Annotated in this window: 22 protein-coding genes; 7 read left to right on the forward strand and 15 right to left on the reverse strand. The window is 71.2% G+C overall.

The window, feature by feature from the left end; translation table 11 throughout:
- Positions 1-110: 110 nt before the first annotated feature.
- From ACH4VO_RS09500 to ACH4VO_RS09520, 5 genes are all read right to left on the reverse strand, one after another.
- Complete coding sequence (locus tag ACH4VO_RS09500) at positions 111-2,180, reverse strand: iron ABC transporter permease (RefSeq protein ID WP_360988606.1); 2,070 nt, start codon at positions 2,178-2,180, stop codon at positions 111-113.
- Between the two features lie 4 nt (positions 2,181-2,184).
- A complete protein-coding gene (locus tag ACH4VO_RS09505; protein WP_360988604.1) occupies positions 2,185-3,165 on the reverse strand; it encodes an iron-siderophore ABC transporter substrate-binding protein in 981 nt (326 codons plus the stop codon).
- Positions 3,162-4,019 (reverse strand): ABC transporter ATP-binding protein, encoded by an 858-nt coding sequence (locus ACH4VO_RS09510; protein WP_360988602.1) that lies wholly within the window; start codon positions 4,017-4,019, stop codon positions 3,162-3,164. Before ACH4VO_RS09510 ends, ACH4VO_RS09505 begins: the two co-directional genes overlap by 4 nt.
- A gap of 937 nt (positions 4,020-4,956) precedes the next feature.
- On the reverse strand, positions 4,957-6,147 hold the full coding sequence (locus ACH4VO_RS09515; protein ID WP_360988600.1) for an MFS transporter: 1,191 nt from the start codon (positions 6,145-6,147) through the stop codon (positions 4,957-4,959).
- 396 nt (positions 6,148-6,543) lie between these two features.
- Entirely contained in the window at positions 6,544-7,029 is a 486-nt protein-coding gene (locus tag ACH4VO_RS09520) for a VOC family protein (RefSeq protein WP_360988598.1), read from the reverse strand.
- Between the two features lie 367 nt (positions 7,030-7,396).
- On the opposite strand from ACH4VO_RS09520, the gene ACH4VO_RS09525 reads away from it, so the two are divergent.
- Positions 7,397-7,921: an ATP-binding protein gene (locus ACH4VO_RS09525; RefSeq protein ID WP_360988596.1), complete on the forward strand. Its 525-nt coding sequence runs from the start codon at positions 7,397-7,399 to the stop codon at positions 7,919-7,921.
- 111 nt (positions 7,922-8,032) lie between these two features.
- On the opposite strand, the gene tpg is transcribed toward ACH4VO_RS09525, so the two are convergent.
- Both tpg and tap read right to left on the reverse strand, forming a co-directional pair.
- The gene (gene tpg / locus ACH4VO_RS09530) at positions 8,033-8,587 is read right to left on the reverse strand and encodes a telomere-protecting terminal protein Tpg (protein ID WP_360988594.1); all 555 of its coding nucleotides are present in this window, start codon (positions 8,585-8,587) and stop codon (positions 8,033-8,035) included.
- A gap of 9 nt (positions 8,588-8,596) precedes the next feature.
- A complete protein-coding gene (gene tap, locus ACH4VO_RS09535; RefSeq protein WP_360988592.1) occupies positions 8,597-10,891 on the reverse strand; it encodes a telomere-associated protein Tap in 2,295 nt (764 codons plus the stop codon).
- Between the two features lie 635 nt (positions 10,892-11,526).
- On the opposite strand from tap, the gene ACH4VO_RS09540 reads away from it, so the two are divergent.
- Entirely contained in the window at positions 11,527-13,917 is a 2,391-nt protein-coding gene (locus ACH4VO_RS09540; RefSeq protein ID WP_360988590.1) for an excinuclease ABC subunit UvrA, read from the forward strand.
- A gap of 249 nt (positions 13,918-14,166) precedes the next feature.
- Here the strand turns inward: ACH4VO_RS09540 and ACH4VO_RS09545 are convergent, their stop codons facing one another.
- Both ACH4VO_RS09545 and ACH4VO_RS09550 read right to left on the reverse strand, forming a co-directional pair.
- On the reverse strand, positions 14,167-14,370 hold the full coding sequence (locus ACH4VO_RS09545; protein WP_069170173.1) for a cold-shock protein: 204 nt from the start codon (positions 14,368-14,370) through the stop codon (positions 14,167-14,169).
- Between the two features lie 215 nt (positions 14,371-14,585).
- Positions 14,586-14,972: a glyoxalase superfamily protein gene (locus tag ACH4VO_RS09550; RefSeq protein WP_360988588.1), complete on the reverse strand. Its 387-nt coding sequence runs from the start codon at positions 14,970-14,972 to the stop codon at positions 14,586-14,588.
- Between the two features lie 565 nt (positions 14,973-15,537).
- Between ACH4VO_RS09550 and ACH4VO_RS09555 the strand changes: the two genes are divergently transcribed.
- Positions 15,538-16,353 (forward strand): SAM-dependent methyltransferase, encoded by an 816-nt coding sequence (locus ACH4VO_RS09555; protein WP_360988586.1) that lies wholly within the window; start codon positions 15,538-15,540, stop codon positions 16,351-16,353.
- A gap of 30 nt (positions 16,354-16,383) precedes the next feature.
- Here the strand turns inward: ACH4VO_RS09555 and ACH4VO_RS09560 are convergent, their stop codons facing one another.
- From ACH4VO_RS09560 to ACH4VO_RS09580, 5 genes are all read right to left on the reverse strand, one after another.
- Positions 16,384-17,292: a helix-turn-helix transcriptional regulator gene (locus ACH4VO_RS09560; RefSeq protein ID WP_360988584.1), complete on the reverse strand. Its 909-nt coding sequence runs from the start codon at positions 17,290-17,292 to the stop codon at positions 16,384-16,386.
- 88 nt (positions 17,293-17,380) lie between these two features.
- Positions 17,381-17,617 (reverse strand): DUF397 domain-containing protein, encoded by a 237-nt coding sequence (locus ACH4VO_RS09565; RefSeq protein ID WP_360988581.1) that lies wholly within the window; start codon positions 17,615-17,617, stop codon positions 17,381-17,383.
- A 380-nt stretch (positions 17,618-17,997) separates the two neighbouring features.
- Complete coding sequence (locus ACH4VO_RS09570; RefSeq protein ID WP_360988579.1) at positions 17,998-18,630, reverse strand: SGNH/GDSL hydrolase family protein; 633 nt, start codon at positions 18,628-18,630, stop codon at positions 17,998-18,000.
- A gap of 66 nt (positions 18,631-18,696) precedes the next feature.
- Positions 18,697-18,876 (reverse strand): hypothetical protein, encoded by a 180-nt coding sequence (locus ACH4VO_RS09575; protein WP_398440910.1) that lies wholly within the window; start codon positions 18,874-18,876, stop codon positions 18,697-18,699.
- Between the two features lie 267 nt (positions 18,877-19,143).
- A complete protein-coding gene (locus ACH4VO_RS09580; protein ID WP_360988575.1) occupies positions 19,144-19,554 on the reverse strand; it encodes an organic hydroperoxide resistance protein in 411 nt (136 codons plus the stop codon).
- A gap of 107 nt (positions 19,555-19,661) precedes the next feature.
- Between ACH4VO_RS09580 and ACH4VO_RS09585 the strand changes: the two genes are divergently transcribed.
- The 3 genes from ACH4VO_RS09585 (at position 19,662) to ACH4VO_RS09595 (ending at position 22,206) form a co-directional block, all read left to right on the forward strand.
- Positions 19,662-20,141 (forward strand): MarR family transcriptional regulator, encoded by a 480-nt coding sequence (locus tag ACH4VO_RS09585; protein WP_360988573.1) that lies wholly within the window; start codon positions 19,662-19,664, stop codon positions 20,139-20,141.
- A gap of 171 nt (positions 20,142-20,312) precedes the next feature.
- Positions 20,313-21,149, forward strand: a complete 837-nt coding sequence (locus tag ACH4VO_RS09590) for a PP2C family protein-serine/threonine phosphatase (RefSeq protein WP_360988571.1) — start codon at positions 20,313-20,315, stop codon at positions 21,147-21,149.
- A 61-nt stretch (positions 21,150-21,210) separates the two neighbouring features.
- Complete coding sequence (locus ACH4VO_RS09595; RefSeq protein WP_360988826.1) at positions 21,211-22,206, forward strand: MASE1 domain-containing protein; 996 nt, start codon at positions 21,211-21,213, stop codon at positions 22,204-22,206.
- A 15-nt stretch (positions 22,207-22,221) separates the two neighbouring features.
- Here ACH4VO_RS09595 and ACH4VO_RS09600 read toward each other — a convergent pair whose 3' ends face one another.
- Positions 22,222-23,523 (reverse strand): FAD-binding protein, encoded by a 1,302-nt coding sequence (locus ACH4VO_RS09600; RefSeq protein WP_360988569.1) that lies wholly within the window; start codon positions 23,521-23,523, stop codon positions 22,222-22,224.
- A gap of 353 nt (positions 23,524-23,876) precedes the next feature.
- On the opposite strand from ACH4VO_RS09600, the gene ACH4VO_RS09605 reads away from it, so the two are divergent.
- Entirely contained in the window at positions 23,877-24,071 is a 195-nt protein-coding gene (locus ACH4VO_RS09605; protein ID WP_360988567.1) for an antitoxin, read from the forward strand.
- Positions 24,072-24,557: the final 486 nt, after the last annotated feature.

The raw sequence follows: 24,557 nt of genomic DNA on the forward strand, positions 1-24,557 counted from the left end.
GGACCGGGGCCGGCCGACCCGTGCGGAAGCCCCTCCTCCGGCACGCACGGGGAAGGGGCCCGCACCCGACTGCGACTGCGACTACGACTACGACCGGACGCGTCCCGCCCCTACCGTCGGCTGCGGACGAGGAGGTGGAGGAAGTAGGGCGTTCCGATCACGGCTGTCATCAGACCGGCACCCAGTTGGGCCGGTGCGATCACGGTGCGGCCGAGCAGGTCCGCCGTGCAGACGAGCAGGGCTCCGAGCAGGACCGCGACGGGCACGACCCGGACATGCCGCCGGCCTACGAGGGCTCGCGCCGCGTGCGGTGCCACCAGCCCCACGAAGCCGATCGTTCCCGCGGCGGCGACGGCGGTGGCGCTGAGCAGCACGCTCAGCACAAGGAAGCCCAGCCGTCCGCACGCAAGGTCCAGACCGAGGAGCCTCGGAGTGTCCTCGTCGAGTGACACCAGGTCCAGTTCCCCGCGCCGTGCCCACGCGACGGCACAGCCCACGGCGAGGACGACCGCGAGGGGCAGGACGTCGGGCAGTGTCCGCCCGTAGGTGGATCCCGACAGCCAGGTGAGCGCCTTCGTCGCGTTGAACGGGTCGGTGAGGACGACGAGCAGACTGATCAGTGCCGTGGTGCCGGTGGCGAACCCGATGCCGACCAGCACGAGTCGGCTCTGCGGGAATCCGCCGCGCGCGGCGAGTCCGAAGACGACGACGGCGCTCACCGCGGCCCCCGCGAACGCGGCACCGGCCACGCCCCACGAACCGGCGGCCGGAACGGTGGTCACGAGGATGACGGCCCCGAGCGCGGCCCCTCCGGTGACCCCGAGGACACCGGGCTCGGCCAGTGGGTTGCGGGTCGCCGCCTGCACCAGTGTCCCTGCCAGCGCGAGTGCCGCACCGGCGAAAAGCGCGGCAAGCACCCTGGGCGTACGCGTGTCGAGGACGAAGGAGACGGCCTGACCGGCCCGGCCCTGCGACCAGTTCACGACGTCGCCGAGCAGGAGCGGGCTGTCTCCCAGCAGAACGGCGGCGACCGTCACGCCGACGAGTACGAGGGCGAGGAGGGCCGTGGTCGTGAGGAACACCGCCCGGCTGCGGATGTGCAACCGGTCCTGCGCGGCACCGTCGGAGGTGTCCCGGGCCCGGACCGCCATCCCGATCAGGAACACGGCGCCGACGATGCTCGTGACCACGCCGGTGGGCACCCGCACCGCCGAGTCCGCCGGGACGGCGGCGCGCAGCAGCACGTCGGACCCGAGAACCAGCGTCATACCGGCCAGACCCGCCAAGGGGACACGCGCACGGGCGCGGCCGAACGCGCGGAAGCGGCGCCCGAGCGGGCGGACGAGGGCGGGGGCGCACAGTCCGACGAATCCGATGGGACCGGCGAGGGTGACCGCCGCCGCGGAGAGCAGGGCCGCGAACACGACCACCGTGACGCGGGTGGAGCGCACCGGAACCCCGAGTCCGCGGGCCGGGTCGTCGCCCAGGGCGAGGGCGTCAACCCGACGCGCGGTCAACAGGAGCCCCGCGAGGCCGGCGAGGGCCACGGGTGCCATCCGCACCACGGCGTCGAACCCGTTCTGGGCGATGCTGCCCTGGTTCCACTGGTAGAGGCCCTCGGTCTGCTCGGGGAACAGCAGGAGCAGGCCTTGGGTCACCGATCCGAGGCCGAGGGCCAGGGCACTTCCGGCGAGTACGAGGCGGACGGTGCCCGCCCCGAGACCGGACAGCGCGAGCACGACGGCCGCCGCCGCGAGACCTCCGGCGAACGCGACCCCGGAGGACGCGAGGAGCGGCAGCGACGTGCCGGTGACGGCGACCAGCCCGAGCGCCAGGTAGGAACCGGCGTTCACCGCGAGGGTGTCGGGGGACGCCAGTACGTTGCGGCTGACCGTCTGGAGGGCGGCGCCCGCCATGCCGAGCGCGGCACCGACGAGGAGTCCGGCGGTCATCCGGGGCAGCCGCGACGCCACGACGACGGATGCGTCGGACGCCTCGGCGCGGCCGGTGAGGGCCTTCCAGACCTCTGCGGGGCCGACAGCGGCCGTCCCCTGTGTGATGTCGGCGACGGCGAGGGCGGCGACCAGGAGCACGAGGGCGGCCGCCACCGCGGCCGCGCCCGCCCGGGACGCGGCCGTCGACGGACGGGCGGCGTCGGACATCTCTGCGGTGACGGCCATCGTGTTACTTCGTCAGCGCTTCGACGACCGAGTCGATGTACGCCTCCATCGACCGGGGGCCGCCGAACATCCAGATGCCGTCGTCCAGGCGGTGGACCTCGCCGGCCTTCACGAAGGGGAGGGACGTCCATACCGAGTTCTTGGCGAGGGCTCCGCTGAAGGGCGTGCTGCTCTTGTCACCGTCGCTGCCGATGTAGGCGAACCGGACCTCGTCGCCGAGGGCGGTAAGGCCTTCGACGTCGGTGGCGGCGAGGCCGTAACTCTCGTCGCCCTTCTGGGTCCAGGCGTTCTTGAGTCCTATCTTCTCGTTGACGGCGCCGATGAGCGAGCCACCGGTGTAGGGGCGGACGGAGACCTGGTTGGAGGTGACATAGCCGTCGGCGAAGGCGATCTCCGTCCCGGCGAGGCCGTCGTCGGCGAGTGCCTTCCTGCCTTCGGCGACCTTGACGTCGAACCGCTGCGTGGCCTTCCGGGCCTGCTGCTCGGTGCCGGTGGCCTGGGCGATGAGGTCGAGGCTCTCCAGCATCTGCCCGACCGGGTCGGCGGCATCGGCTGATTTCACCTCGAGGACAGGTGCGACCTTGCGCAGTTGCTTCACGGCGGACGCGGGCAGGTCGGTGGTGGCGACGATGAGGTCGGGCGAGAGGGAGGCGATCGCGTCCATGCTCGGCTCGCCGCGGGTGCCGATGTCCCTCGGGGCGTTCTCGAGGGGGACGGTGGTGTTCCAGGTCCGGTATCCCTTGACGTCGGCGACACCCACGGGTTCGACGCCGAGGGTGAGGAGGCTTTCGACGACGTTCCACTCGGTCGCGACGACCTTGGTGGCGGGCGCGTCGAGCCGGACGTCGGTGCCGGAGGCGTCGGTGAGGGTGATGCGGTCGGAGCCCTTCGCCGAGTCGGTGGCGGCCGGCTCGGTCGTTCCGCAGGCGGTCAGGGTGAGCGCGGCGGCGGTCGCCGCGGCCGCGGTGAGCAGGAGACGTCTCATGAGGGGGTGCTGAGCCTTTCGCTTCTGGTGTGGTGGCGGCCGATGGCGCGGGTGCGCAGGCTGCCGGTCAGCGGATCCGTGTCGACGTCGATCCGGATGCCGTACGTGTCGGTCAGGCGCTCCGGGGTGAGTACGTCCTCGGGGAGGCCGTCGACGACGACGCGTCCCGCCCGGAGGAGGACGATCCGGTCGGCCACGGCGGCCGCCTGGTCGAGGTCGTGGAGGACGACGCCGACGGCGATGCCGTGGTCGTCCGCCAGATCGCGTACCAGGTCCAGGAGCTCGATCTGGTAGCGGAGGTCGAGGTAGGTCGTCGGCTCGTCAAGGAGGAGCACGCCGGTCTCCTGGGCGAGGCACCCGGCCAGCCAGACGCGCTGGAGCTGCCCGCCGGAGAGGTTCTCGGCGCCGCGTTCGGCCAGCTCGCTCACGCCTGCCATGTCCAGGGCGCGGTCGACGGCCGCAGGACCGTCGGGGTCCCGTCCGCCCCACCGCCCCCGGTAGGGGTAGCGGCCGAACTCCACGACGTCGCGCACGGTCAGACCACTGGGCGTGGGGCGGCTCTGCGTCAGCAACGCCACTCGGCTCGCGAACTCACGGGAGGTCAGGGAGAGGGCGTCGGTTCCGGCGCCGATGGTGAGCGTTCCCGTCCTGGGCCGCTGGAGTCGTGCCAGGGTGCGCAGGAGGGTGGACTTGCCGCTACCGTTCGGCCCGACGAGTGCGGTGACTTCGCCGGATCGCAGGGTCAGGGCCGCATCGTGTACGACGTCCAGCCCGTCGTACGCCACGGTCATCGCTGTGGTCGACAGCCTGTGGCCGCGCCTCGAGTCACCGGGCGTCTCTTCACCAGATCTCACGCGGCAAAGGTTAGCCTAACCTAATCGCAAGTTTCAGCCAGGGGTCCTGCCGCCCGGGTCGCCCTCCCTTCCGACCGCTGCCGCGCAGGTCGCGAGCGGGGTGTTCCCGGTCTCGGCCAGCCGGGTCCGCCCTACGGAACGGCCGTACGAGGGCCAGGGGTTGACGCTGCGAAGCCGCGTGACACGCCCTGGGCCCTACGCGACGGCGCGGCCCGGCGGCCGGCCGAGGTGACACCGGACCTGAAGGCGGTGGGGGAACGACGTCATCGCCCGTACGCGCTGCGGCACAGTCCCACGATGTCGGCGGAGGCGACCCCGCGGCCGGCCGCGCAGACGGTGCCCATGTCGTACGTCTGCTCCGGCCGGACCCGGCCCGACGTGTCCGGTCGACGCGGCTGGGGACGGACGGGGGTGTATCGCCGCGGCTGTTCCCGCACCTCCTTCCGGGCAGGCGGCGCGGCCGCGGCACCTCGGTGCTCCGGGGTACGCTTCGCTTCCTTCTTCCGCCCGCTCCCGCCCGGTCGCTCCCCGGAGTCGCTCAGGACGTCCCGGACGGCGGGGGGTGCGCCGGGGGCGGCCGAGCCCTGCGCGGCCGGTGCGGGCCGGGGCGGGGCCGAGACGGCCGGGCCGGCCGGGCCGGCCGGCACGGACACACAGCCGGTCGCACTCGCGAGGACAACGACCATCAGGGACATCGACCGCAGGTTCATGCCCTGGTCAACGACGGCCCGCACGCCCGGACACGTCGCAACGGCCGGACCGGGCGGCCATCACCCGGTCGGGGAGACCGGCTTGGGCGATGCGCGTCCCACGGTCGACGGTGCGGGGGCGTGCGGCGCCGCCCGGTCGCCTTCGCGGCCTGCCGCGATGCCGACGAGGACGGGACGAGGTCATGGCCAGGGCGCGTTCGCCGGAGCCTGCCAGGGCACTCGGGTACTCAGGTGCTGAACTGCAGCGGGCGCCGGAGCAGGTAGGTGGCAGCCGAGGTGACCAGAACGGCCATGCACGCGATGAACACAAGCCCTGCGCCTTCCAGTCCAACGGGTCCCACCAGGATCCCCACGCCGATGACCGGTACGGAGATCCCCGCGTAGGCCACGACGAACAGCGTCGAGATCACCGCGGCGCGCCGGTCCGCAGGAGAAGCCTCGGCCACCGCGGACAGGGCGCCGCGGAACGCCAGCCCCTGCCCGGCGCCCCCGACGAGGGCACTCAGGACCACCAGCGGCAGAAGCTCCCCCCACAGGGCCCCCGCGAGCAGGACCAGCCCGCCCAGTAGCAGCGCGCAGCCCAGGGGCAGCGAGCGCCGTACACCGAGCGGGCCTACGGCTGACTGTCCGGCGATCGAGGCGAAGAAGGCCAGTGCGACGACGAGTCCGCTCACCGCGTGATCGGTCACCTGCAGGGACTCCGCCAGGAACGCCGGGCTGACCGAGGTGAAGACCCCGAGCAGGGCGAATCCCACGAACGAGGCGATCGCAGCGGGCTTGAACACCGCCCGGACCTCGGCGGGCAGGGCCGGCCGTTGCGGCCGAACGGTGTTCAGCCGCCGCTGTTCCGCCACGGTCTCGGGAAGGCTCAGCAGGACGGCGACCGAGCCTGCCAGCAGGGCGAGATGCACGGCGAACGGCAGGTGGAGGGGCCAGGCGGCGTACTGGGCGAGGATCCCGGCGAGCAGCGGACCGCAGCCCAGGCCGCCCATGTTGGCGGCCGTCGCCACGAGCGATGCCCTGGAGCCGCCGCCGTGGGGCGCCAGCTCCATGACGTACGCGGTGGCGGCCCCGGTGAACAGGCCGGCGGACAGGCCCGACAGCAGCCGGCCCGCGTACAGCCAGCCCAGTCCGTCGGCGCCCAGGAAGCAGACAGCGCTCAGCGCCGCGCATCCCAGGCCGCACAGGAGAACCGGCCGTCTGCCCACGATGTCGGAGGCGTTGCCCACCGCCAGCAGCACACCGATGACGCCGAAGGCGTAGAGGGCGTACACGACGGTCACCGTGAGTTCGGAGAACCCGAACTTCTCCCGGTAGAGGCCGTAGAGGGGGGTCGGTAGCGTGGTGCCCGCCATACAGACGGCGAACACCGCCCCGCTGAGGTAGCACCGCCGCCAGCTCAGGCGATCACTGTCCATACCGTCGACGTTAGGTGCCGGTGCCGTACCCGACCGGCGCGGCGTGCCGGAGGCGTCCACCGAGACCCCGTGCCGGTGTGCTGTACGGACGGGACGGCATCATGACAAGGAGAAGCGTGGTTTGACCACAGTCCTCTTCACCATGGTCGCACCGGCCGGGAACGGGCCCGTGACCGCCGCGCTTCGGGTATCGGTCTCCCGACGAGGACCGCGCGGGACCGTGCTGTCGCACTGCCCGCGGACACCAAGAGCTGCCACTCACCGGCATCTTCGAGTCGGTACAGCACACGTGTCGCCACCGGGTCGGCTCGCGGTCTGTCACGAGCGGCTCGGAAAGCACAGTCGCTGTTCCCGGGTTCGGTCCATCCGGTGGTCACCGTGGACGTCAGCGGAGGGTCACCCGGCGGCAGCCAGCCGACGCCGAAGCTCCTCCTCCGAGACGTCTTCCATGTGAGTCAGAAACACCCACATGTGCCCCGAAGGATCCTTGAGGATGACGGTCCGGTCACCATGGAACATGTCTGTCGGCGGCTGGAGGATCTCGGCGCCGGCAGCCTCTGCGCGCTTCGCCAGGCTGTCGACGTCCGGCACGAAGACATGCAGCGTGACGGACGTGCCTCCACCGAGCGAGGCGGGCGCGGCGAAGGAGCCGGCCTCGGCCTCGTCCACGCTGGCGTCGCCCAGCATCAGCGACGACCGCCCGATGGTGACCTCCGCGTGCAGAATCCCGCCGCCCGGGGCGTCGATCCTGAAGTCCTCACGAGCGCCGAACGCCCGTCGGTAGAAATCGATCGCCGCGGCGGCGTCATCGACCATGATGTGCGGGATCACCGCATAGCGGTAACGGTCGGGGATCTCGATGTGCGCTGCGCTCTCGACCATGACGAACCTCCGTGAAAGCCAGCGCCGGTCCACTCCGGCGCTCTGGAAGGAACCTAGAAGCTCAACCATGGTTGAGGTCAAACACCGAGGGGTCCCCTCCCGGTAGCTCTCTGCAGGCACCCGCCGACGGCCGCACGCAGGGGGCGGGTGCCTGCCACGATCTCGGTTGCCACACGCCGCCTTCGCGACAGCTGTCGCGCTTCGGCTCATCACGTGAGCCGGAGCTCAGGAGCTGTCTCCCGCGGAGCCGAGTGAGCCGGCGAGGTGAAGCCGTCGAAGCAGGCTGGTTGTCAGGGAGAGGAGATCGACCGGACCGAATTCTCCCCTCTGCCTGTCCCCGCGCCCGCACGACGCTAGCGTCAAGTCCATGATCGTATGGCTCAACGGCACGCACGGCGCAGGCAAGACGACGACCAGTGCGCTCCTCCAGCAGCTGATCCCGGAGTCACGGGTGTTCGACGCCGAGAAAGTCGGCGAAACACTCATGGACATCAAGCCAGGATTGCCCGCGACGGACAACTTCCAGCACTGGCCGCCGTGGCGGCCGCTTGTGGTCGAGACCGCCCGGCGGGTCCTCGACTACACCGGCGGAATCCTGGTGATGCCCATGACCGTCCTGGTCGAGCGGTACTGGCGCGAAATCAGCTCGGGCCTTGTCCAGCACGATGTTCAGGTCCGGCACTTCGTCCTCCACGCCGACCAGGACACCCTCCGCGCGCGCATCGCGGGCGACACCGTTTGCGGCCCCGACTCCCCGTTTCGTCTCCGATACCTCGAGCCCTACGCCGAGGCGGCCCGCACCTGGCTGCACGCCGAGGCCGAGGTCGTCGACACCACGTACCTCACCCCTGCCCAGGCCGCACAGCGGATCGCAGAGGCCGTCGAGGGGTGAGAGAACGACCTTCCGGTACCGCATCCCGCAGGTGACGACAAGCCGGCCATGGCGACAGCTGTCGCGCTTCGGCTCCTCACAGCGGGGCAACCACACCGTTGACCGGCGGTGTCAGAAATCGATCTCCATGTAGTCGATGTCGGTGAACTCGACCTGCAGCCCCTGGGCGCGCCGGCCGCCGTCCTTGAAGTACTGCTCCTGGAGTCCTTCGGCGATCACGGCCCGGAGCTGCTGCTCGGTGGCCCCCGCGGTCCGGGCGTCGAAGAGCCGTGCGGCGTACTCCGGTGGCAGGTGCTGGGTGATCCGCCGGATGCGCCCGTCGTCAGTGGTACCCGGTGCGGCGGTGAAGCCGAAACGCGCCCTGGTCTCCACGACGATGCCGGTGGAGGTCGCGGCCGTCCTCTGCGCCCGTTCCCTCACCCGCGGCTGCCACCGCTCACGGACGTGACGCGTGAGACGGGCGGCGAGGTCGGGGCGCGGTGACCTGATCTGGTTCCTGACGTACCGCTCGACGGTGCGCTGGGAGATCCCCAGCAGGTCGGCCACGGCTCTGGTGCCCTTCAACCGCTTGACGAGGTAGCGCATCTGCGCGTTCGCGGACTTGGGTGCCGGCCGGGTGACGGTGTTCGCCGCCGCCTGGTCGAGGCTGTCGTAGAGGATGCCCATGCGGTGTTCCTACTCTCCGGTGTCCTGGTCGTCGCCCTTGATGTGGCGGGCGGGATTGAGGCCCTCGTCGAGCATCTGCACGGCCCACAGCAGTTCCCTGGTGCCCTCGTGTTTGACCATGCCGGGCGACACGCCGAGCCGGAAGGTTCCCGGAGCGGGCTTCCCGTCGGTCGTGCGGGGCAGGAAGTCCAGGGGGCCGGGGCCGTCGGAGAGATAGACCGCGCAGTCCGACAGCAGGGCGATGGGCACGAGTGCACCGTCGTCGAGCGTCAGACGGCCGGAGGGCGGCGGGCCCTGCTGGGTGGCGAGCGCCGTCTTGAGTACCTTGCGGTGCATGTTGACCCGGGCGGCCGAGATCACGGCGGCGCGGATGTCGGGCCGCCAGGTGGGCCGTTCGAGGGCGGGCCAGCGTTCGCCGAACGTGTACCGCGCGCCCTGAGGGCGTTCGCGCAGTTTGCCGATGCCCCCCTTGATCGTCGACTTGATCGCCGAGAGCACCGCGGCGGTGGCCGGATCGTTCTGCTTGTGCTGTTCCATGGCCCTCAGGAACTCCCCCTCCGCCATGCCGGAGGTGACGCCGAGGTCGGCCATGGTGGCCTTGTACGCCTCGCTGAGTCGGGCGTACCAGGGGTCCAGGTAAGGGCCGGCCTCAGGGCGGATCCAGGCCTCCGAGGGCCGCAGACGCACCGGCAGCCGGTAGGTGTCGATGAGCTCCTGGGCGTAGGCGACGGTCGGCGTCGCGTACCAGGCGGGGCCCTCGGGCCGGGCTCCGTGAGGGGTGAACGGGGAAGGGAGGCGGGGATCGAGTTCGATGCCGGACAGGTCGACGAGCCAGGAGCCGGGTGTCTTCCTGTCGAAGACGGGCGCCTGGACGTGCACCGGTCCGCAGAGGCCCACCACCAGGCGATTGGCGGCGGCCAGGAACGCGGTGTTCACGTCGATGCCCACGGCGTACGGGCGGGCGCATTCGGCGTCGGTGAGGAGCTGGGGGTCGCGCGTCCATTCGTACGCCTCCTCGTCCAGGACCTCGGCGGGGGTGCGGGTGTGGGTGCGGCCGTGGAGGGCGGCGGCCACGGGGTGCTCCGCCGGGGCCTCGGGCGGGGCCGGATCGACAGGTGCGGTCAGCGAACCGGGTGTCGGGCCTGACACCCACGCGCCGGTCGCGTCGTCCTTGACCGGTCGTGTGGGGGGACGCAGTGCGGTCATCAGTTCAAGACCGGAGACCGCTGTCGATCCACGCGGGGTGATCACCCGGGACGCGTAGGCCGCGAGGACCGCTGCCAGGTCCTGCGGGGGCAGACGCTCGGCGCTCCCCCACGAGCGCGTGTCCAGCGCTCCCCAGGGCAGTACGGCGAACTGGACGCACCGGCGCCGTCCGTCGGCGGCCGGGCGGTAGACCCGCGCCCACGGCCCGAAGCCCCGCTTCGTCAGCTTCCACTTCGCCCGGTGCAGTTGCCTGATGACCTTGTGTTCGTCGGGCAGGCGCAGGTTCCTGCGGTCGTCGAGGACGGCGGGGAGGCCGAGGCGTTCCGCTGCCGCCGCCGTGAGGACGATCAGCGGGTCGCTGTCCTTGCCCCAGCGGTGCAGCCGGGGAGCGCCGAGCTTCGCCTCGGCCAGTGTCCATTCGACCAGGGCGGGGAGGGTGGTGGCCGGGCATTCGAGCACCAGGCCCCTTGCGCAGTACACCGACCCGTCGCCGTCCAGGACACCGAGCGGGCCCGCCTCGGTGTGCGGGTCGGCCGTCGCACGGTCCACGGTCGGGGCGGCCTGCTCCCTTCCGGCGGGCACCGGCCGCGCGTGCGCGACATCAGGTGTCCGGACCTGTGCGACGGCGGGAACCCGAGCCCGCTCGGCGACGCGGTCCCGGCCCCCGACAGGCTGGGAAGGCGGGGCGGGAGCGGCCTGGGCCGGGGGGGTAGCGACGGAGGCCGCGGTGGCCGGGGCGGGCAGAAGGCCCTTGGCCGGTACGTCCTCGGGCGCGCCGGCCGTCCCGGCGGCGGGGCCGTCGTCAGGCTCGGCGGGGGGGCCGTCGGTCGGGTCGGTGGCAGGCCCGGCGGCGGGGTACTTCTGCGCCCAGCCCTCGAGGAGCCGCCGGTACGCCTGCAGGCGCGGGGGGCGTGGCTCGCTCCGCCCGTTCTCCCAGTTCTTCACAGTCTGCGTCGTCGACTGCAAGGCCTGCGCCAGACGTGCCTGGGTCACACCGGCGGCCTCACGCAGCCGGGCCCGCTCCTGCGGGGACGGCAGCTCCGGCACGCCCTGGAGCAACGCGTCCACCGCGTTGAACAGTTCGTCCTCGGTCGGCATGATCACCTCCCTCGCAACCTTAGCGCATTTACTCCCGACTTTATCCCGACCTTTAACCTGCACGGCGGTGCGGGTCTGGAGGTAGCCGGCCACCGCGGTGAGGCGCGCACCGCCGGGGGCGATCACTGGCCGGTTCGCGCCGTCTGCGCGGGCCCCAGGACCTTATCGGATGCCGGACCCGGGCTTTCCTCCCGCCTGCGATCCGCCAGGGGTGGTCCCGAACCCTGAGCCAGAGGTGCGGGTGCTGCTCGGACGGCCGTGACCGCCGGTGACAGCGGGCGGGGACAGCGGGCGGGGACAACAGACAGAAATGATCAGGAATCGAGAAGCACCGCACCCGAGCCGCGACTAGCTTTGTCGCCATGAAGACCACCCGGCGCCGGGCCTCCCCCGGCGCGGCCGGCCACCCGCACGCCACACCGGACCGCCCCTTTTCTGAACAGAGTTGAGCCGAGAACGCCCGGGGATCACCGGGCCGGAGAGCACCACCCCCCGGCCACTGTCCCCTCATACCCGGACAGCCGCGGCGCCGGCACCGACGAGGGGCGGCCGGACACGCTGCTCGGCGTCGGCAGGCCGAGCCGAGCGTCACCACCGAGAACACCGCGATCAGCCCCCTTCGCACAGGAGACACCATGAGCACGATGCCGAAGACCGAGCCGCAGTCACCCGAGCCGCACGATGCCGACAGCCATGAGCTGATCCGCGTGCTCGGCGCGCGCGTGAACAACCTCAAGGACGTCAGCGTCGAGTTGCCCAAGCGCCGGCTGACCGTTTTCACGGGTGTCTCCGGTTCGGGGAAGAGCTCGCTGGTCTTCAGTACCATCGCGGCGGAGTCGCAGCGGCTGATCAACGAAACCTACAGCGCCTTCGTCCAGGGTTTCATGCCCACGCTGGCGCGGCCCGAGGTCGACGTGCTCGAAGGACTGACGACCGCGATCGTCGTCGACCAGCAACGGCTGGGGGCCGATCCCCGCTCCACGGTCGGCACCGCGACGGACGCCAACGCGATGCTGCGCATCCTCTTCAGCCGACTCGGCGAGCCGCACATCGGCCCGCCCGGGGCGTTCGCCTTCAACGTCCCCTCGGTGCGGGCCAGCGGCGCGATCACCGTCGAGCGCGGCAACAAGAAGGCGGTCAAGGCGACCTTCACCCGCACCGGCGGCATGTGCACGCGCTGTGAGGGCCGCGGCACGGTCTCCGACATCGACCTCACCCAGCTCTTCGACGCCTCCAAGTCCATCGCCGAGGGCGCGTTCACCATTCCCGGCTGGAAGTCGGACAGTTTCTGGACCGTTCGGCTCTACGCCGAGTCGGGCTTCCTCGACCCGGACAAGCCGATCAGCGCGTACACCGAGCAGGAGATGCGGGACTTCCTCCACCGGGAGCCGACCAAGGTGAAGGTCGAGGGCGTGAACCTCACCTACGAGGGCCTGATCCCCAAGATCCGGAAGTCGATGCTCTCCAAGGACAGGGAGGCGATGCAGCCGCACATCCGCGCGTTCGTGGACCGGGCGGTCACCTTCACCACCTGCCCCGAGTGCGACGGAACCCGGCTCAGCGAAGCCGCCCGTTCGTCGAAGATCGGGCGGATCAGCATCGCCGACGCCTGCGCGATGCAGATCAGTGATCTGGCCGTCTGGGTGCGGGGCCTGGACGAACCGTCGGTGGCGCCGCTGCTCACCACCCTGGGCCAGACCCTCGACTCGTTCGCGGAGATCGGCCTCGGCTACCTCTCGCTCGACCGGCCTTCGGGCACCCTGTCGGGCGGCGAGGCGCAGCGCGTCAAGATGGTCCGCCACCTCGGCTCCTCACTCACCGACATCACGTACGTCTTCGACGAGCCCACCATCGGGCTGCACCCCCATGACATCCAGCGCATGAACGACCTGCTGCTGCGGCTCCGTGACAAGGGCAACACGGTGCTCGTCGTGGAGCACAAGCCGGAGACGATCGCGATCGCCGACCACGTCGTCGATCTGGGCCCCGGCGCGGGTACCGTGGGCGGCACCGTCTGCTTCGAGGGCACGGTCGACGGGCTGCGGGCCGCAGGCACCCTCACCGGCCACCACTTCGACGACCGGGCCACGCTCAAGGAGACGGTCCGCAAGCCCACCGGCGCGCTGGAGATCCGCGGCGCGTCGGCGCACAACCTGCACGACGTCGATGTCGACATCCCGCTCGGAGTGCTCGTCGTCGTCACCGGTGTCGCCGGGTCCGGCAAGAGCTCGCTCGTGCACGGATCGATCCCCGCCGGGGAGGGTGTCGTCTCGGTCGACCAGGGGGCGATCAAGGGCTCACGCCGGAGCAATCCGGCCACGTACACCGGGCTGCTGGACCCGATCCGCAAGGCGTTCGCCAAGGCCAACGGCGTGAAGCCGGCTCTGTTCAGCGCCAACTCCGAGGGCGCCTGCCCCAACTGCAACGGCGCCGGCGTCGTCTACACCGACCTCGCGATGATGGCCGGCGTCGCCACCCCCTGCGAGGAGTGCGAGGGGAAGCGGTTCCAGCCTGCGGTTCTGGAGTACCGCCTGGGCGGCCGCGACATCAGCGAGGTGCTCGCCATGTCGGTGACCGAGGCCGAGGAGTTCTTCGGCGCCGGTGAGGCGCACACACCCGCCGCGCACCGCGTCCTCGTCCGGCTCGCCGATGTCGGGCTGGGCTACCTCAGCCTGGGCCAGCCGCTGACCACGCTCTCCGGCGGTGAGCGGCAGCGGCTCAAACTCGCCACGCACATGGCCGAGAAGGGCGGCGTCTACGTCCTCGACGAGCCGACCGCGGGTCTTCACCTTGCGGACGTCCAGCAGTTGCTCGGCCTGCTGGACCGGCTGGTCGACTCGGGCACGTCGGTCATCGTCGTCGAACACCACCAGGCGGTCATGGCGCACGCCGACTGGATCATCGACCTCGGCCCGGGCGCCGGCCACGACGGCGGCCGGATCGTCTTCGAGGGCACGCCCGCCGACCTCGTCTCCGCCCGCTCCACCCTCACGGGTGAGCACCTCGCGCGGTACGTCGGCACCTGACCGGCACCCACTCGGGCCGGTCACGGCCGCCGTGCGGGCAAGCCCCCTCGGCTTGTGCCCGTTCCGACCCGCCGCCACTTCCTTTCCGCCACGGGAGGACCGGTGCGCGTACGGGGTGCCGAGCGCGCCGGCACGGCAGGTACGGCCAGCGGCCCGCCGATCCGGTCGGCCCGGCCGGACGCACGGGGCCGCCGCAACCGCGGACGCCCGCCCCCGGTGAGCGGGAGCGGGCGTCTGCGTGAGAGCGGATCAGGCAGTGGTGATGTTCTCCGCCTGCGGGCCCTTCTGGCCCTGGGTGACGTCGAAGTTCACCTTCTGGCCCTCCTGGAGCTCACGGAAGCCCTGGGCGGCGATGTTCGAGTAGTGGGCGAAGACGTCCGGGCCGCCGCCGTCCTGCTCGATGAAACCGAAGCCCTTTTCCGAGTTGAACCACTTGACGGTACCGCTGGCCATTTTGTCCTCCAAGGGGACTCATAGGTCGGCTCCCGCACCTTGCGGGAACCGGAGGTGATCGCCCTGGTCCTCAGAGACTCTGAACAGCAAAAAAGCCCGCGAAAGCGTACTCACGGGCGACCGGTACTTCGGAACCATGACAGCTACCGCAAACGCTACACGGACAGTCGCGCCATGACCACGGAAACGCCGAAGTCGATGTACGACAACACCCGTCAGGGGCGATAGCGCAGCGGGTGATCGGCGGGTACCTCGGTCAGAACGATGCGGTGTCCGTCCGGATCCGCGATCCACATCTCGATCAGGCCCCAGGGTTCGCGTACCGGCGGACGGAGTACGCGCACCCCGCGTCCCTCCAGTTCCCCGTGTGCAGCCGAGCAGTCGGCCACCTGCATCCACAGCCGCAGCGTGGCCGTCGGCGGGCCGTCGGAGCGTCCGGACACCTCGAGGAATCCGCCACCGAGGAAGTACACCGTCCCGCGGTCCGGGCCGGTGCCGAACTCCCGGTAGACCGCCAGTCCGAGCGCGTCCCCGTAGAAGTCGCGGGAGGCCTGCGGGTCACGGGGCCTCAGCAGGACCCGGCTGCTCAGTACGTGCACCATGGCCACGACCCTACGCGGAAGGGCGTGGCCGGCCGGGCACGCGCCGGGTCCCGTGTCGGCTCGGCGAACGATGCGGTCGATCAGCTTGCGGCGGGTCCGGCAGGTCGGATCGCTCATGCGTCCGAGGACGGGCCTGCCGCGACGCGGATCAGCGCGGCGGCGGACATGCCGTCCACGGTAGTGCGCCGGGCGCGAGCGGCGACCGCCTCCGGGGGCGGACGGGGAGGGGCGGCGGGGCAGCTGACGTCGGCAGGTCACGGCGATTTCAGGCCGCATTGAAACGACGGCGGATTCCCCGCCCTCGATACCCTGCGGCAGGCGCCGGTGATCCGTACACGCTGCCCACCAGGGAGAGTTGTCGGCACGGGGCACTGCTACGACGGCGTAGGCACACGCCGGGCGCGGCAGACGGCGCTCCGCGCCCGTCCCGGCCCTGCCATCTCTGGCCGATTAACTGCTGTGCATTCCGCCACACTGCCTGGAGGGCTGTCAGCGCTCCGGCGAGATCCCTAGCATGGCTCCTCACCGCACACGGACTACTTCGACTGGACCGGCGAGGGGCTGGATGAGCCACGGGGACACCTCCATTCCGACGAACATCGACGTGAACGTGCCGAGCGTCGCGCGGATGTACGACTACTACCTGGGCGGCAAGGACAACTATCCGGCCGACCGGGCCGCCTGCGAAGAGCTGCTGGAGGTCGTCCCGAGCACCAAGGTGCTGGCGGTGAACAACCGGCGGTTCCTCCGGCGAGTCGTGCACCACCTCGCGTCCGAGTACGGCATCCGCCAGTTCATCGACCACGGATCCGGCCTGCCGACCCAGGACAACGTCCACCAGGTCGCCCAGCTCGTGGACCCGTCCGCACGGGTCGTCTACGTCGACAACGACCCGATCGTCCTGGCCCACGGCAAGGCGATACTCGAGGAGAACGACAGAACAGCGGTCATCCAGGCCGACATGCGCGACACCGACACGATCCTGGGCCATGCCGAGGTCGGCCGGCTCATCGACTTCGACGAGCCGGTGGCCGCCCTCTTCGTGTCCGTGCTCCATTGCATTCCCGACTCGGACGATCCCGCGGGCCTGGTGCGCCGCGTCGCGGACCGGCTGGCACCCGGGAGCTTCCTGGTCGTGTGCCAGCTCGTGAGCGAGGACGCCGCCACCCGCGACTTCGTCACGGATTTCATGGCGAGGAGCACGAACAACCAGTGGGGCAGGGTACGTCGGCAGGAGGACGTGGGTGTCTTCCTGGAAGGTCTGGACGTGCTGGAGCCCGGCCTCGTCGAGGTCTCGACGTGGCGGCCTGATTCGGACCTGGCACCGAAGCAGGCGACTCGGGAGTGGATCGAGTACGGCGGTGTCGGCCGCAAGTGGTGAGGTGCTCGCACCTCTGGCCCGCCACCCCGGTCAGCTGTAGCGCGCGAGTGCCTGCTCCAGCAGCAGCCTGCTGTCGGCCGGGCTCGGCGACTGTGCACTGAGGGAGTCGAGGATCCACCGGTACTCGTCGGTGCTCTCCTGCTTGTTGACCGACATGGCGTTCGTCAGGTGCTCGATGTAGGCGACGTCGGGGAGCCCCTCCATGGCGAACCGCAGGTAGGTGATGCCGTTGCCCGGCGAGGTGTGAGCGGTCACCTCGAAGGGGGCGACCTGCACGGTCACGTGGGGCAGCTCGGTCATCGCCAGCAGGTGGGCCAGCTGCTCACGCATCACACGGACACCGCCGGTCGGCCGCATCAGCACCGCCTCGTCCAGCAGCACCCAGAGCCTCGGCGCGTCCGGCCGGCGCAACAACTGCTGCCGCTTGAGACGGAGTTCGACTCGTCTGCGCGTGGTCTCCTCCGGCTCCAGGTGGTGCCCGGAGCGGACCACCGCATAGGCGTATTCGGCCGTCTGGAGCAGCCCGGGGACGTAGTGCCCCTCGTAGGTCCGGATGGAGGCCGCGGCCTCCTCCAGGCCCACAAGGGGTTCGAACCAGTCCGGCAGCACGTCGGCGTAAGTCCGCCACCAGCCGCGCTGTCCGGCCTTGCGCACCAGATCGACGAACTCCGCCGTCCGCACGGCGTCGGTGACGCCGTAGAGCGCGAGCAGATCGGCGGCGTCGCGCTCCTTGCACGGCGAGTGCCCCGTCTCCATGCGGCTGATCTTGGCCGTGGAGCAGCGGATCCGGGCGGCCGCCACTTCGGCGGTGATGCCCGCCTCGCCGCGCATCCGCCGGAGCTGAGCTCCCAGAACCAGGCGCAGTGCCGTGGGACTTGCTCCCGCGGCCGGTGCCAGGGTCGGCTTCCGTGAGGGCTGAAGCGGTTCGATGCCGGGCATGCGGGCTCCTGGAGGCGGACGTGGGAACGCCAGTCTGCCATCAGGCACCCTCCGGGGGAGCGGGTCCGCGGAGGGCCACGGTGTGCTTTCAGCCGATCATGCGATCGAAGTCGCCGTCCCTGACGCCCGCGAGGAAGGCACGCACCTCGTCCGGGGTGTACACGAGCGCCGGCCCGTCGGGGTGCCTGGAGTTGCGTACGGCCACTTCCCCTCCGGGCAGCTGGGCCATCTCGACGCAGTTCCCGCTGGGGTTGCTGTGATGGCTCTTCGTCCATTCCACGCCGGTCAGGGAGTTGGCGGGTACGCCGTTGTCGAAGTGCTGCATCGCGTCCATTCCTTTACGGCTTCCACGCTCGAGGGCCCCGACGCGCCGCCAGGACCGGTGCCGGAGGAACGGCTACCCCGTGATCGCTCCCGTTATGCAATTTCGGATGCAATTGCACGCACACCCCGGACGGCGAAGGTGCGGTGGTCGCAGGCCCTGCGGGGGAACAACTGGCCGGTGTCTGCCGCGGGAGAGCCGGGGATCCGGGAGGGCGCGGCGCGCCCCGCGTGGGAGCGTGGCACGAGCCGGCCCCCGTTCTGGCCGAAATCGGCCGGGCACCGCTTGCACCTGTGCGCGGGTTCCTGTGCGTGGGTTCGCGGCGCCGGAACCTGACAACGCTCGACCCCGTGTGCTGCCGCCGTTCGGCGGGCCGACGGCCGCTAGAGTCCGACCAGTGCCGTCCACGCCTCGGCCAGCAGCCTGTGTCCGAGGGGGGTCGGGTGGACTCCGTCGCCCGCGATGCGCTCAGCGCTTCCGGCGGTACGCGCGGCCTGGTTGAGCAGGCCGTCCGCAGCCAGCAGAGCGGCGTCGAACTCCTCGGCCAGCCTCCTGACGGTGTGGATCCTGGGGTCGAGGTCCTCCCGCCAGGCCCACTGCTCCTGTGTCACCGGGACCAGGAAGGGTTCGATGAGGACGAGCTGTGCGTCCGGACGCTCCCGGAACGGCGTGAGCAGGGCGCGGTAGTCGTCCTCGTACGACCGTCGCGAGGTGACCTCGCCCGCCCGGTAGCGGCACCACGTGTCGTTCACACCGATCAGTACGGACACCACGTCCGGCTCGAGGTCGAGCGCATCCTCACGCCACCGGGCACGCAGGTCCGACACGCGGTCGCCGCCGACTCCTCGGTTGACGAAGGTGATGCCGCTGTCCGGCCGCAAGGCGCGGACACGGTCGGCGGCCAGTCGTGCGTAGCCGTGCCCCAGAGGGAAGTCCGGTTCCGACAGCCGGCCCACCTCGGTGATGCTGTCCCCCTGGAACAGGACGGTTGCCGAGCGATGCAGGCTGATGGTCACGGTGTCCTCCGGACGGGTGGCAGGGATGCTGCGGGCGGCTTGCCGCCCCGGACCGGACCTGCCGCCCTACCGCATCGCGGCCGGCCTGCGCATCGAGCTGAAGTCGAGGACGCGGTCCACCTCCCGCAGGGTCTCCTCCGCCACCCGCCGCACCTCCGCCGGTACGTCACCCTGCTCCTCGACGAGGCCGGCGTAGATCGGCGCCTCGGTGCTGTCTGCGAAACTCACGTCGAACTGCCTATTCATCGGTTGGTGCCCGCCGGTCGGCGGAAACGGCGGCCGAGTCTACGCGTTCCCCGCCGGACCGGCGAAGGGAGGGGCCGGGGAACCGGGCGGGGGTACCCGGGATAACCGTTGCGGCGCGGCGGGACGCACGGCAGGGGCGTGAGGGGGCCTCGAAGCGTTGGGGGCCCAGAAGCCGGGAGCGCCGGTCTCCGCAGCCGGACGCCGCCGGTTCGACTCCTGTCTCCCCTGCCGCACCGGTCCCCCCGCCCCGGCCGCCGAGGGGAACGGCTACTCGATGACGAGCTCGACGTCTATGTTGCCGCGGGTGGCCTTGGAATAGGGGCAGTAGGCGTGGGTCGCCTCCACCAGGCGGCGGCCGGTTTCCCCCTCGAGCGCCTCGGGCAGCTCGACGCGCATGACGACGGCGAGGCCGAAGCCCGTGTCGTCCTTGCCGATCGAGACCTCCGCCGTCACGGCGACGTCCTTGGTGTCCACCTTCATCTCCCGGGCGACCGAGCTCATCGCGCTGGCGAAGCAGGCGGCGTACCCGGCGGCGAAGAGCTGCTCGGGATTGGTGCCCTCGCCGTTGCCGCCGAGCGCCGGCGGCAGGGCCAGCGCGAGGTCGAGTCGGCCGTCCGAGCTCACCGCCCGGCCCTCACGGCCGTTCGCGGTGGCGGCAGCGGTGTACAGCGCGTCCATGGGTGACCTTCTCTCTACGCGGTGACCGCGGGCCGGTCACCGGAAAAAGAATTGCACACAATTCAATTGCGCACAACCGACCGCCCCCAGCGCGCTACCCTGGGCTTATGACGTCATCGCTGCCTCCCTCCCCCGGCCCGACCGACCTGCCGGACAGCGAGCTGCTGCGCCTGGACCATCAGGTGTGCTTCTCCCTCCAGGCGGCCTCCCGTGCCTTCGGCGGCGTCTACCGGGAGGCGCTGAGGGAACTCGGGCTGACCTATCCGCAGTACCTCGCGATGATGGTCCTGTGGGAACACGGTCCCCTGCCGGTCAGGTCGATCGGGGAGCGGCTCCATCTGGACTCCGGAACCCTCTCCCCCCTGCTCAAGAGGCTGGAGACGGCCGGACTGGTCAGGCGGGAGCGCAGCGCCCAGGACGAGCGGTCGGTGGTCGTCCACGTCACGGACGCCGGAGCCGGTCTGCGCGAGCGCGCGCTGCCCGTCCCCCGCACGATCCTCGCGGCCACGGGCCTGCCGGTCGAGGAGATCGTCGCGCTGCAGCGGACCCTTGGTCGCCTCACGGCTTCCCTGAGCCGGGCGGTCTGACACACGGACGGGCGCCCTCCCCGCACCTGGTGCGCGTACGGGCGGCCCCCGCCCACCACTCCCGAGAGCCGCGCCGCCGACGTGCTCGGCTTTCCGGGGCCACGCTCAGCGCTCGCAGGACGCCGGCCGCCGAAATAGGATGCAGAAAATCGACGTAACGCGGAGCGGCCCATGAACCGGCGTCGGAATCCCCGGTCGGCCAGCGCCGAGGACCTGCTCAGCACACTGCAGCACCTGACGGCCCGCGCACGGCAGGAAGTGGGACTGCATCAGGCGCGGGTCGAGCTGGCCCAGGCGCTGCAGCGCAAGATGCTCCCGGCCACGCTGCCCACCTTTCCGGGGCTGCGGACCGCCGCACGTTACGCCCCCGCACGGGACGGTCTCGACATCGGCGGCGACTGGTACGACGGCTTCCTGCTCCCCGACGGGGCACTCGGCCTGGCGGTGGGGGACGTGCAGGGCCACGACGTCGAGGCGGCCGCCTTCATGGGACAGATACGCATCGCCATGCGAGCCTTCGCCAGCACGGCGAAGGACCCCGGAGAGGTGATGGCCCGTACGAACGACCTGATCCTCTCCATGGACCCCATCCTCTTCGCGACCTGCTCCTTCTTCCGACTTGATCCCGTCACCCGGGAGCTCGAGAGCGCCCGGGCCGGACACGTGGCGTGCGTGTGGGCCACCGCGGACGGCCGGTCGGGGATCACCGCGGACGCGGGCGGACTCCCGCTGGGCATCGCGCCCCGTCAGCACTATCCGGTCACCCGACGCACGCTCGCCGGCGACGGCGCGCTCGTCCTGCTCACGGACGGTGTCATCGAAGGGCCCTCGCTGCCGATCGGCGACGGGCTCGAGCGCATCAGAAGCCTGCTGAGCTCCCACATCGGTGACACCGCAGAGGAAATCGCGGACAGACTCCTCGAAGCCGCCGTGTGCACCGGCCACGAGGACGACGCCGCCGTGCTGGTCCTGCGCCACGACGCGCTCCCTCTGCCCGGCCCCTCGTGAGGCGGGCCGCCTGCCGCGTGTCACGGCCGCCCGCCGCCATGAGCGGTGTCTGATGAGACGCGTGATCCGCAGCAAGGAAACCAGACGCCGAGCCCTGGTGGTTCTGCAGATGGCGGGCATCACGGCCGCCTACTACGGCTCCGGGCGTCTTGGCCTGCTCCGGCAGGTGGAGGTGGGCAATTCGGTCGTCACCCCGTTGTGGCCGCCCACGGGAATTGCCCTGGCGGCCCTGCTGTACCTGGGCGTCCGCGCCCTCGCGGCGATCGCGGTCGGCGCGCTGCTCATGGTCGTCTGGATCAGCGACGGTCTCACGCCCGGTGGTCTCGGTATCGCGGTGGGCAGCACCGTTGCCCCGTTGTGCTCCTATCTCGCCCTGCGGGCGGTGGGCTTCCGCAAGGAACTGGACCGCCTGCGCGACGGCGTCCTCCTGGTGTTCCTCGGGGCCATGGCCGGAATGGTCCTCAGCTCCACCGTGGGCGTCGGTGTCCAGGCGCTGAGCGGTGATCTGCCGACCCTGCAGTTCTGGCCGCTCTGGTCGGCCTGGTGGGCCGGGGACGCCATGGGCGTACTCACGGTCACCCCGCTACTGCTCGTCCTGCGCACGGTGCGGCTGCCCCGCAGGGGGGACCGGTGGGGGGAGGCGCTCGCGCTGGCGGTCGTCGCGGTCGGGGTCACGGTCGTGGCGACGAGGAGCACCCTTTCCATGATCTATCTGCTCTTCCCGGTCCTGATCTGGGCTGCCCTGCGCTTCCAACTGGCGGGCAGCGCACCGTGTGCCCTGCTGATGTCCGTGATGGCGATCGTCGCCGGAACCGACGGGGTGGGACCGTTCGCCGACCACACCGTGCTCGGGGTCATGCTCAACCTCACCATTCTGAACGGGTGTGTGGCCCTCACAGCCCTTCTGCTGGCCGCGATCGTCACCGAGCACAACAACATCCGCCGTGAGACGGAACGGGCGTGCGAGGAACTCGCGGCTCTCGTCGAGGAGCTCGCGCCACGGCCGACGGGGAAGAACCGGCCGCCCGGGCCCGGTGAGGAACGCGGCCCGCCCTGAGCTGCCACGCTCCCCTCAGCCGGCCTGCGCGTCGCCGGCCCGCGGGAAGTGGCGGGCGAGGAAGTCGTTGCGGAAGGTGCCGGTGGGGTCGAACCTGGTCATCAGTTCCTCGAAGTCCGCGTAGTGCCGGTACAGCTCGCGCAGCCTGCCGGGATCCGTGGTGAACACCTTGCCCCAGTGCGGCCTGGCTCCGAAGGGCGCCAGCGCGTCCTCGATCGCATGGAGGACGGGCGTGACGGCAGCCGTGTCCGGGACCCAGGTGAAGTGGAACGCCACGGCGTCGCCCCCCTCGGCCGGACTGAGCCACAAGTCGTCCGCGGCCACGGTGCGGATCTCGCCGATCTGCAGCAGCGGCGCGAAGCCTCCGCGGATCCGCTCCAGCGCCTCGTAGGCCGCCACGGCGTCGTGCCGGGCCACGAAGTACTCGGACTGGAGCTCCTCCCCGTTGCTGGGGGTGAACTCGAGCCTGAAGTGGGGAAGCCGTGCGTGCCACGGGCCGGCGTCCCCCTGCTGCGTGCAGTGAACGGCCGGCATGCCCGGGACCGGATGCCTCGGCCCGTCGGCCAGCGTCGCACCCCGCCAGCGCCGCGGCGCGACGAGCGGCCCGTCGCCCGTGATCCGTCGCTTGAGCCACACCTGGTCGACCGGATCGTCCCGCCAGCCGGTGAACAGGCTCACGCTGTAGGCCTCGGACATCACGGCGTCGAACCGGCCGATCACCTCGTCCCGCGGCAGACCCTCGTAGACCCACTGCTGTACGCCGAACGCGGGCACGAGGTCCAGGGTGACGCGGGTCACCACCCCGAGCGCGCCCAGGGAGACGACCGCACCGGCGAAGTCCTCGTGGCTTCGCTCCAGGGCGACCAGGTCACCGTCCGCGGTGACGAGTTCCAGCGCCCGGACGGCCCCGGCCAGGGAACGGTTGCCGACGCCGGATCCGTGGGTACCGGTCGCGCACGCCCCCGCGACCGAGATGTGGGGCAGCGAACCCAGATTGTGCAGGGCGAATCCGTTCCGGTGGAGCGTGTCGGTCAGCTCGCCGAAGCGCAGTCCGGCACTCACCGTCGCGGTGGCGGCATCCCGGTCGATCTCGATCGAACGGGGCAGGCCCGCGACGGACACGAGATCACCGGTCGTGTCGGCGATCGTGTTGAAGGAGTGCCCGGTGCCGAGCGCCCTCACCGTGTCGGCGGCGGCCACGACGTCCTGGAGCTCGGCCACCGAGGCAGGTGTGTGCAGGCGCCGTGCGCCGAACGCGATGTTCCCGGCCCAGTTGGTCCGCCGGACGGCCGGGGCGCACCCCGAGTGATCGATCATGCGTCCGAAGCTTACGCTCGCCCACACGCAGGCCCCTCGCAGGCTCGGAAAGCTCGCACGCCCACCTCCAGGCCGCCGGAGCGTCCTGAGGGCGGGCGGGACTCAGTACGGCAGTACGCGTCCGGACGGGGTACGCAGATCCGGCGGGGGCGGCCCCGCGGGGGGCCTGGGACGGCGGACGATCTGGATGCGGCCCACGGCCACCACCTCCTCAGGTCCCCGGTATCTGCCCACCCGGGCGCCCTTCACACGTCCCGCACGGCCCGGAAACGCCGACTCACGCCCGCGGATGCGGTACACGCCGGGTGCCGAGACCCTGGAGGAGGGGGACGCCGAGCGGAGGAGGATCCGACATGTCCGCCATGGACAAGATCAAGAAGTTGCTCAAGGGCCACGAGGACCAGGCAGGAAAGGGTGTCGACAAGGGCGGCGACATGATCGACGACCGGACGCAGGGCAAGTACAGCAAGCACGTCGACACCGGGCAGGAGAAGCTCCACCAGCAGATCGACTCGGACCGGGACCCGGACGACCCGTCGCGCGGCTGACCGTCACGTCCCGCCGGCCGGGAACACCGGCGGGCCCCTGCGTTGCCCTCTCGTGCGTGCCCGGCCCGGAGGCAGGCCCCAACCCGCCGCCGGGCCGGGCACACGGAGTGCTCGAACGCGGTGAGGCACGTTCGGGGAGAGGGGGATCGGGAGGGTGGGCTCGTCCTCCGGCTCCGTCCGGACGCAGGCCTTCGGGCCGCGCTGCGCCACCGCGGCCTGGCAGCACCGCCCGAGGGGCACCGCCGGTCCGGCCGGCCGTCACGTTCCCGAAACGATCAGGTAGCACCCCCTCCATACCAGGGCTCTACGCTGGGTTCGCGCCCAGGCCGAAGGCGTCCGCCGGCGAGATGACGTACTTCCCCGCGCGAACAGGAGCCCGGTGTGACTCCCGCTCTTCCTCCACTCCCCCCATGGCTCGGGCACGTACTGCGGACCCAGAGCGGACCTCTTCCGTGGAATGCCGTCGTGCGTGGGGCGCTGGCCTGT

Origin of the sequence: Streptomyces sp. NPDC020780, from assembly GCF_044334475.1 — a bacterium.
Taxonomy (GTDB): Bacteria; Actinomycetota; Actinomycetes; order Streptomycetales; family Streptomycetaceae; genus Streptomyces.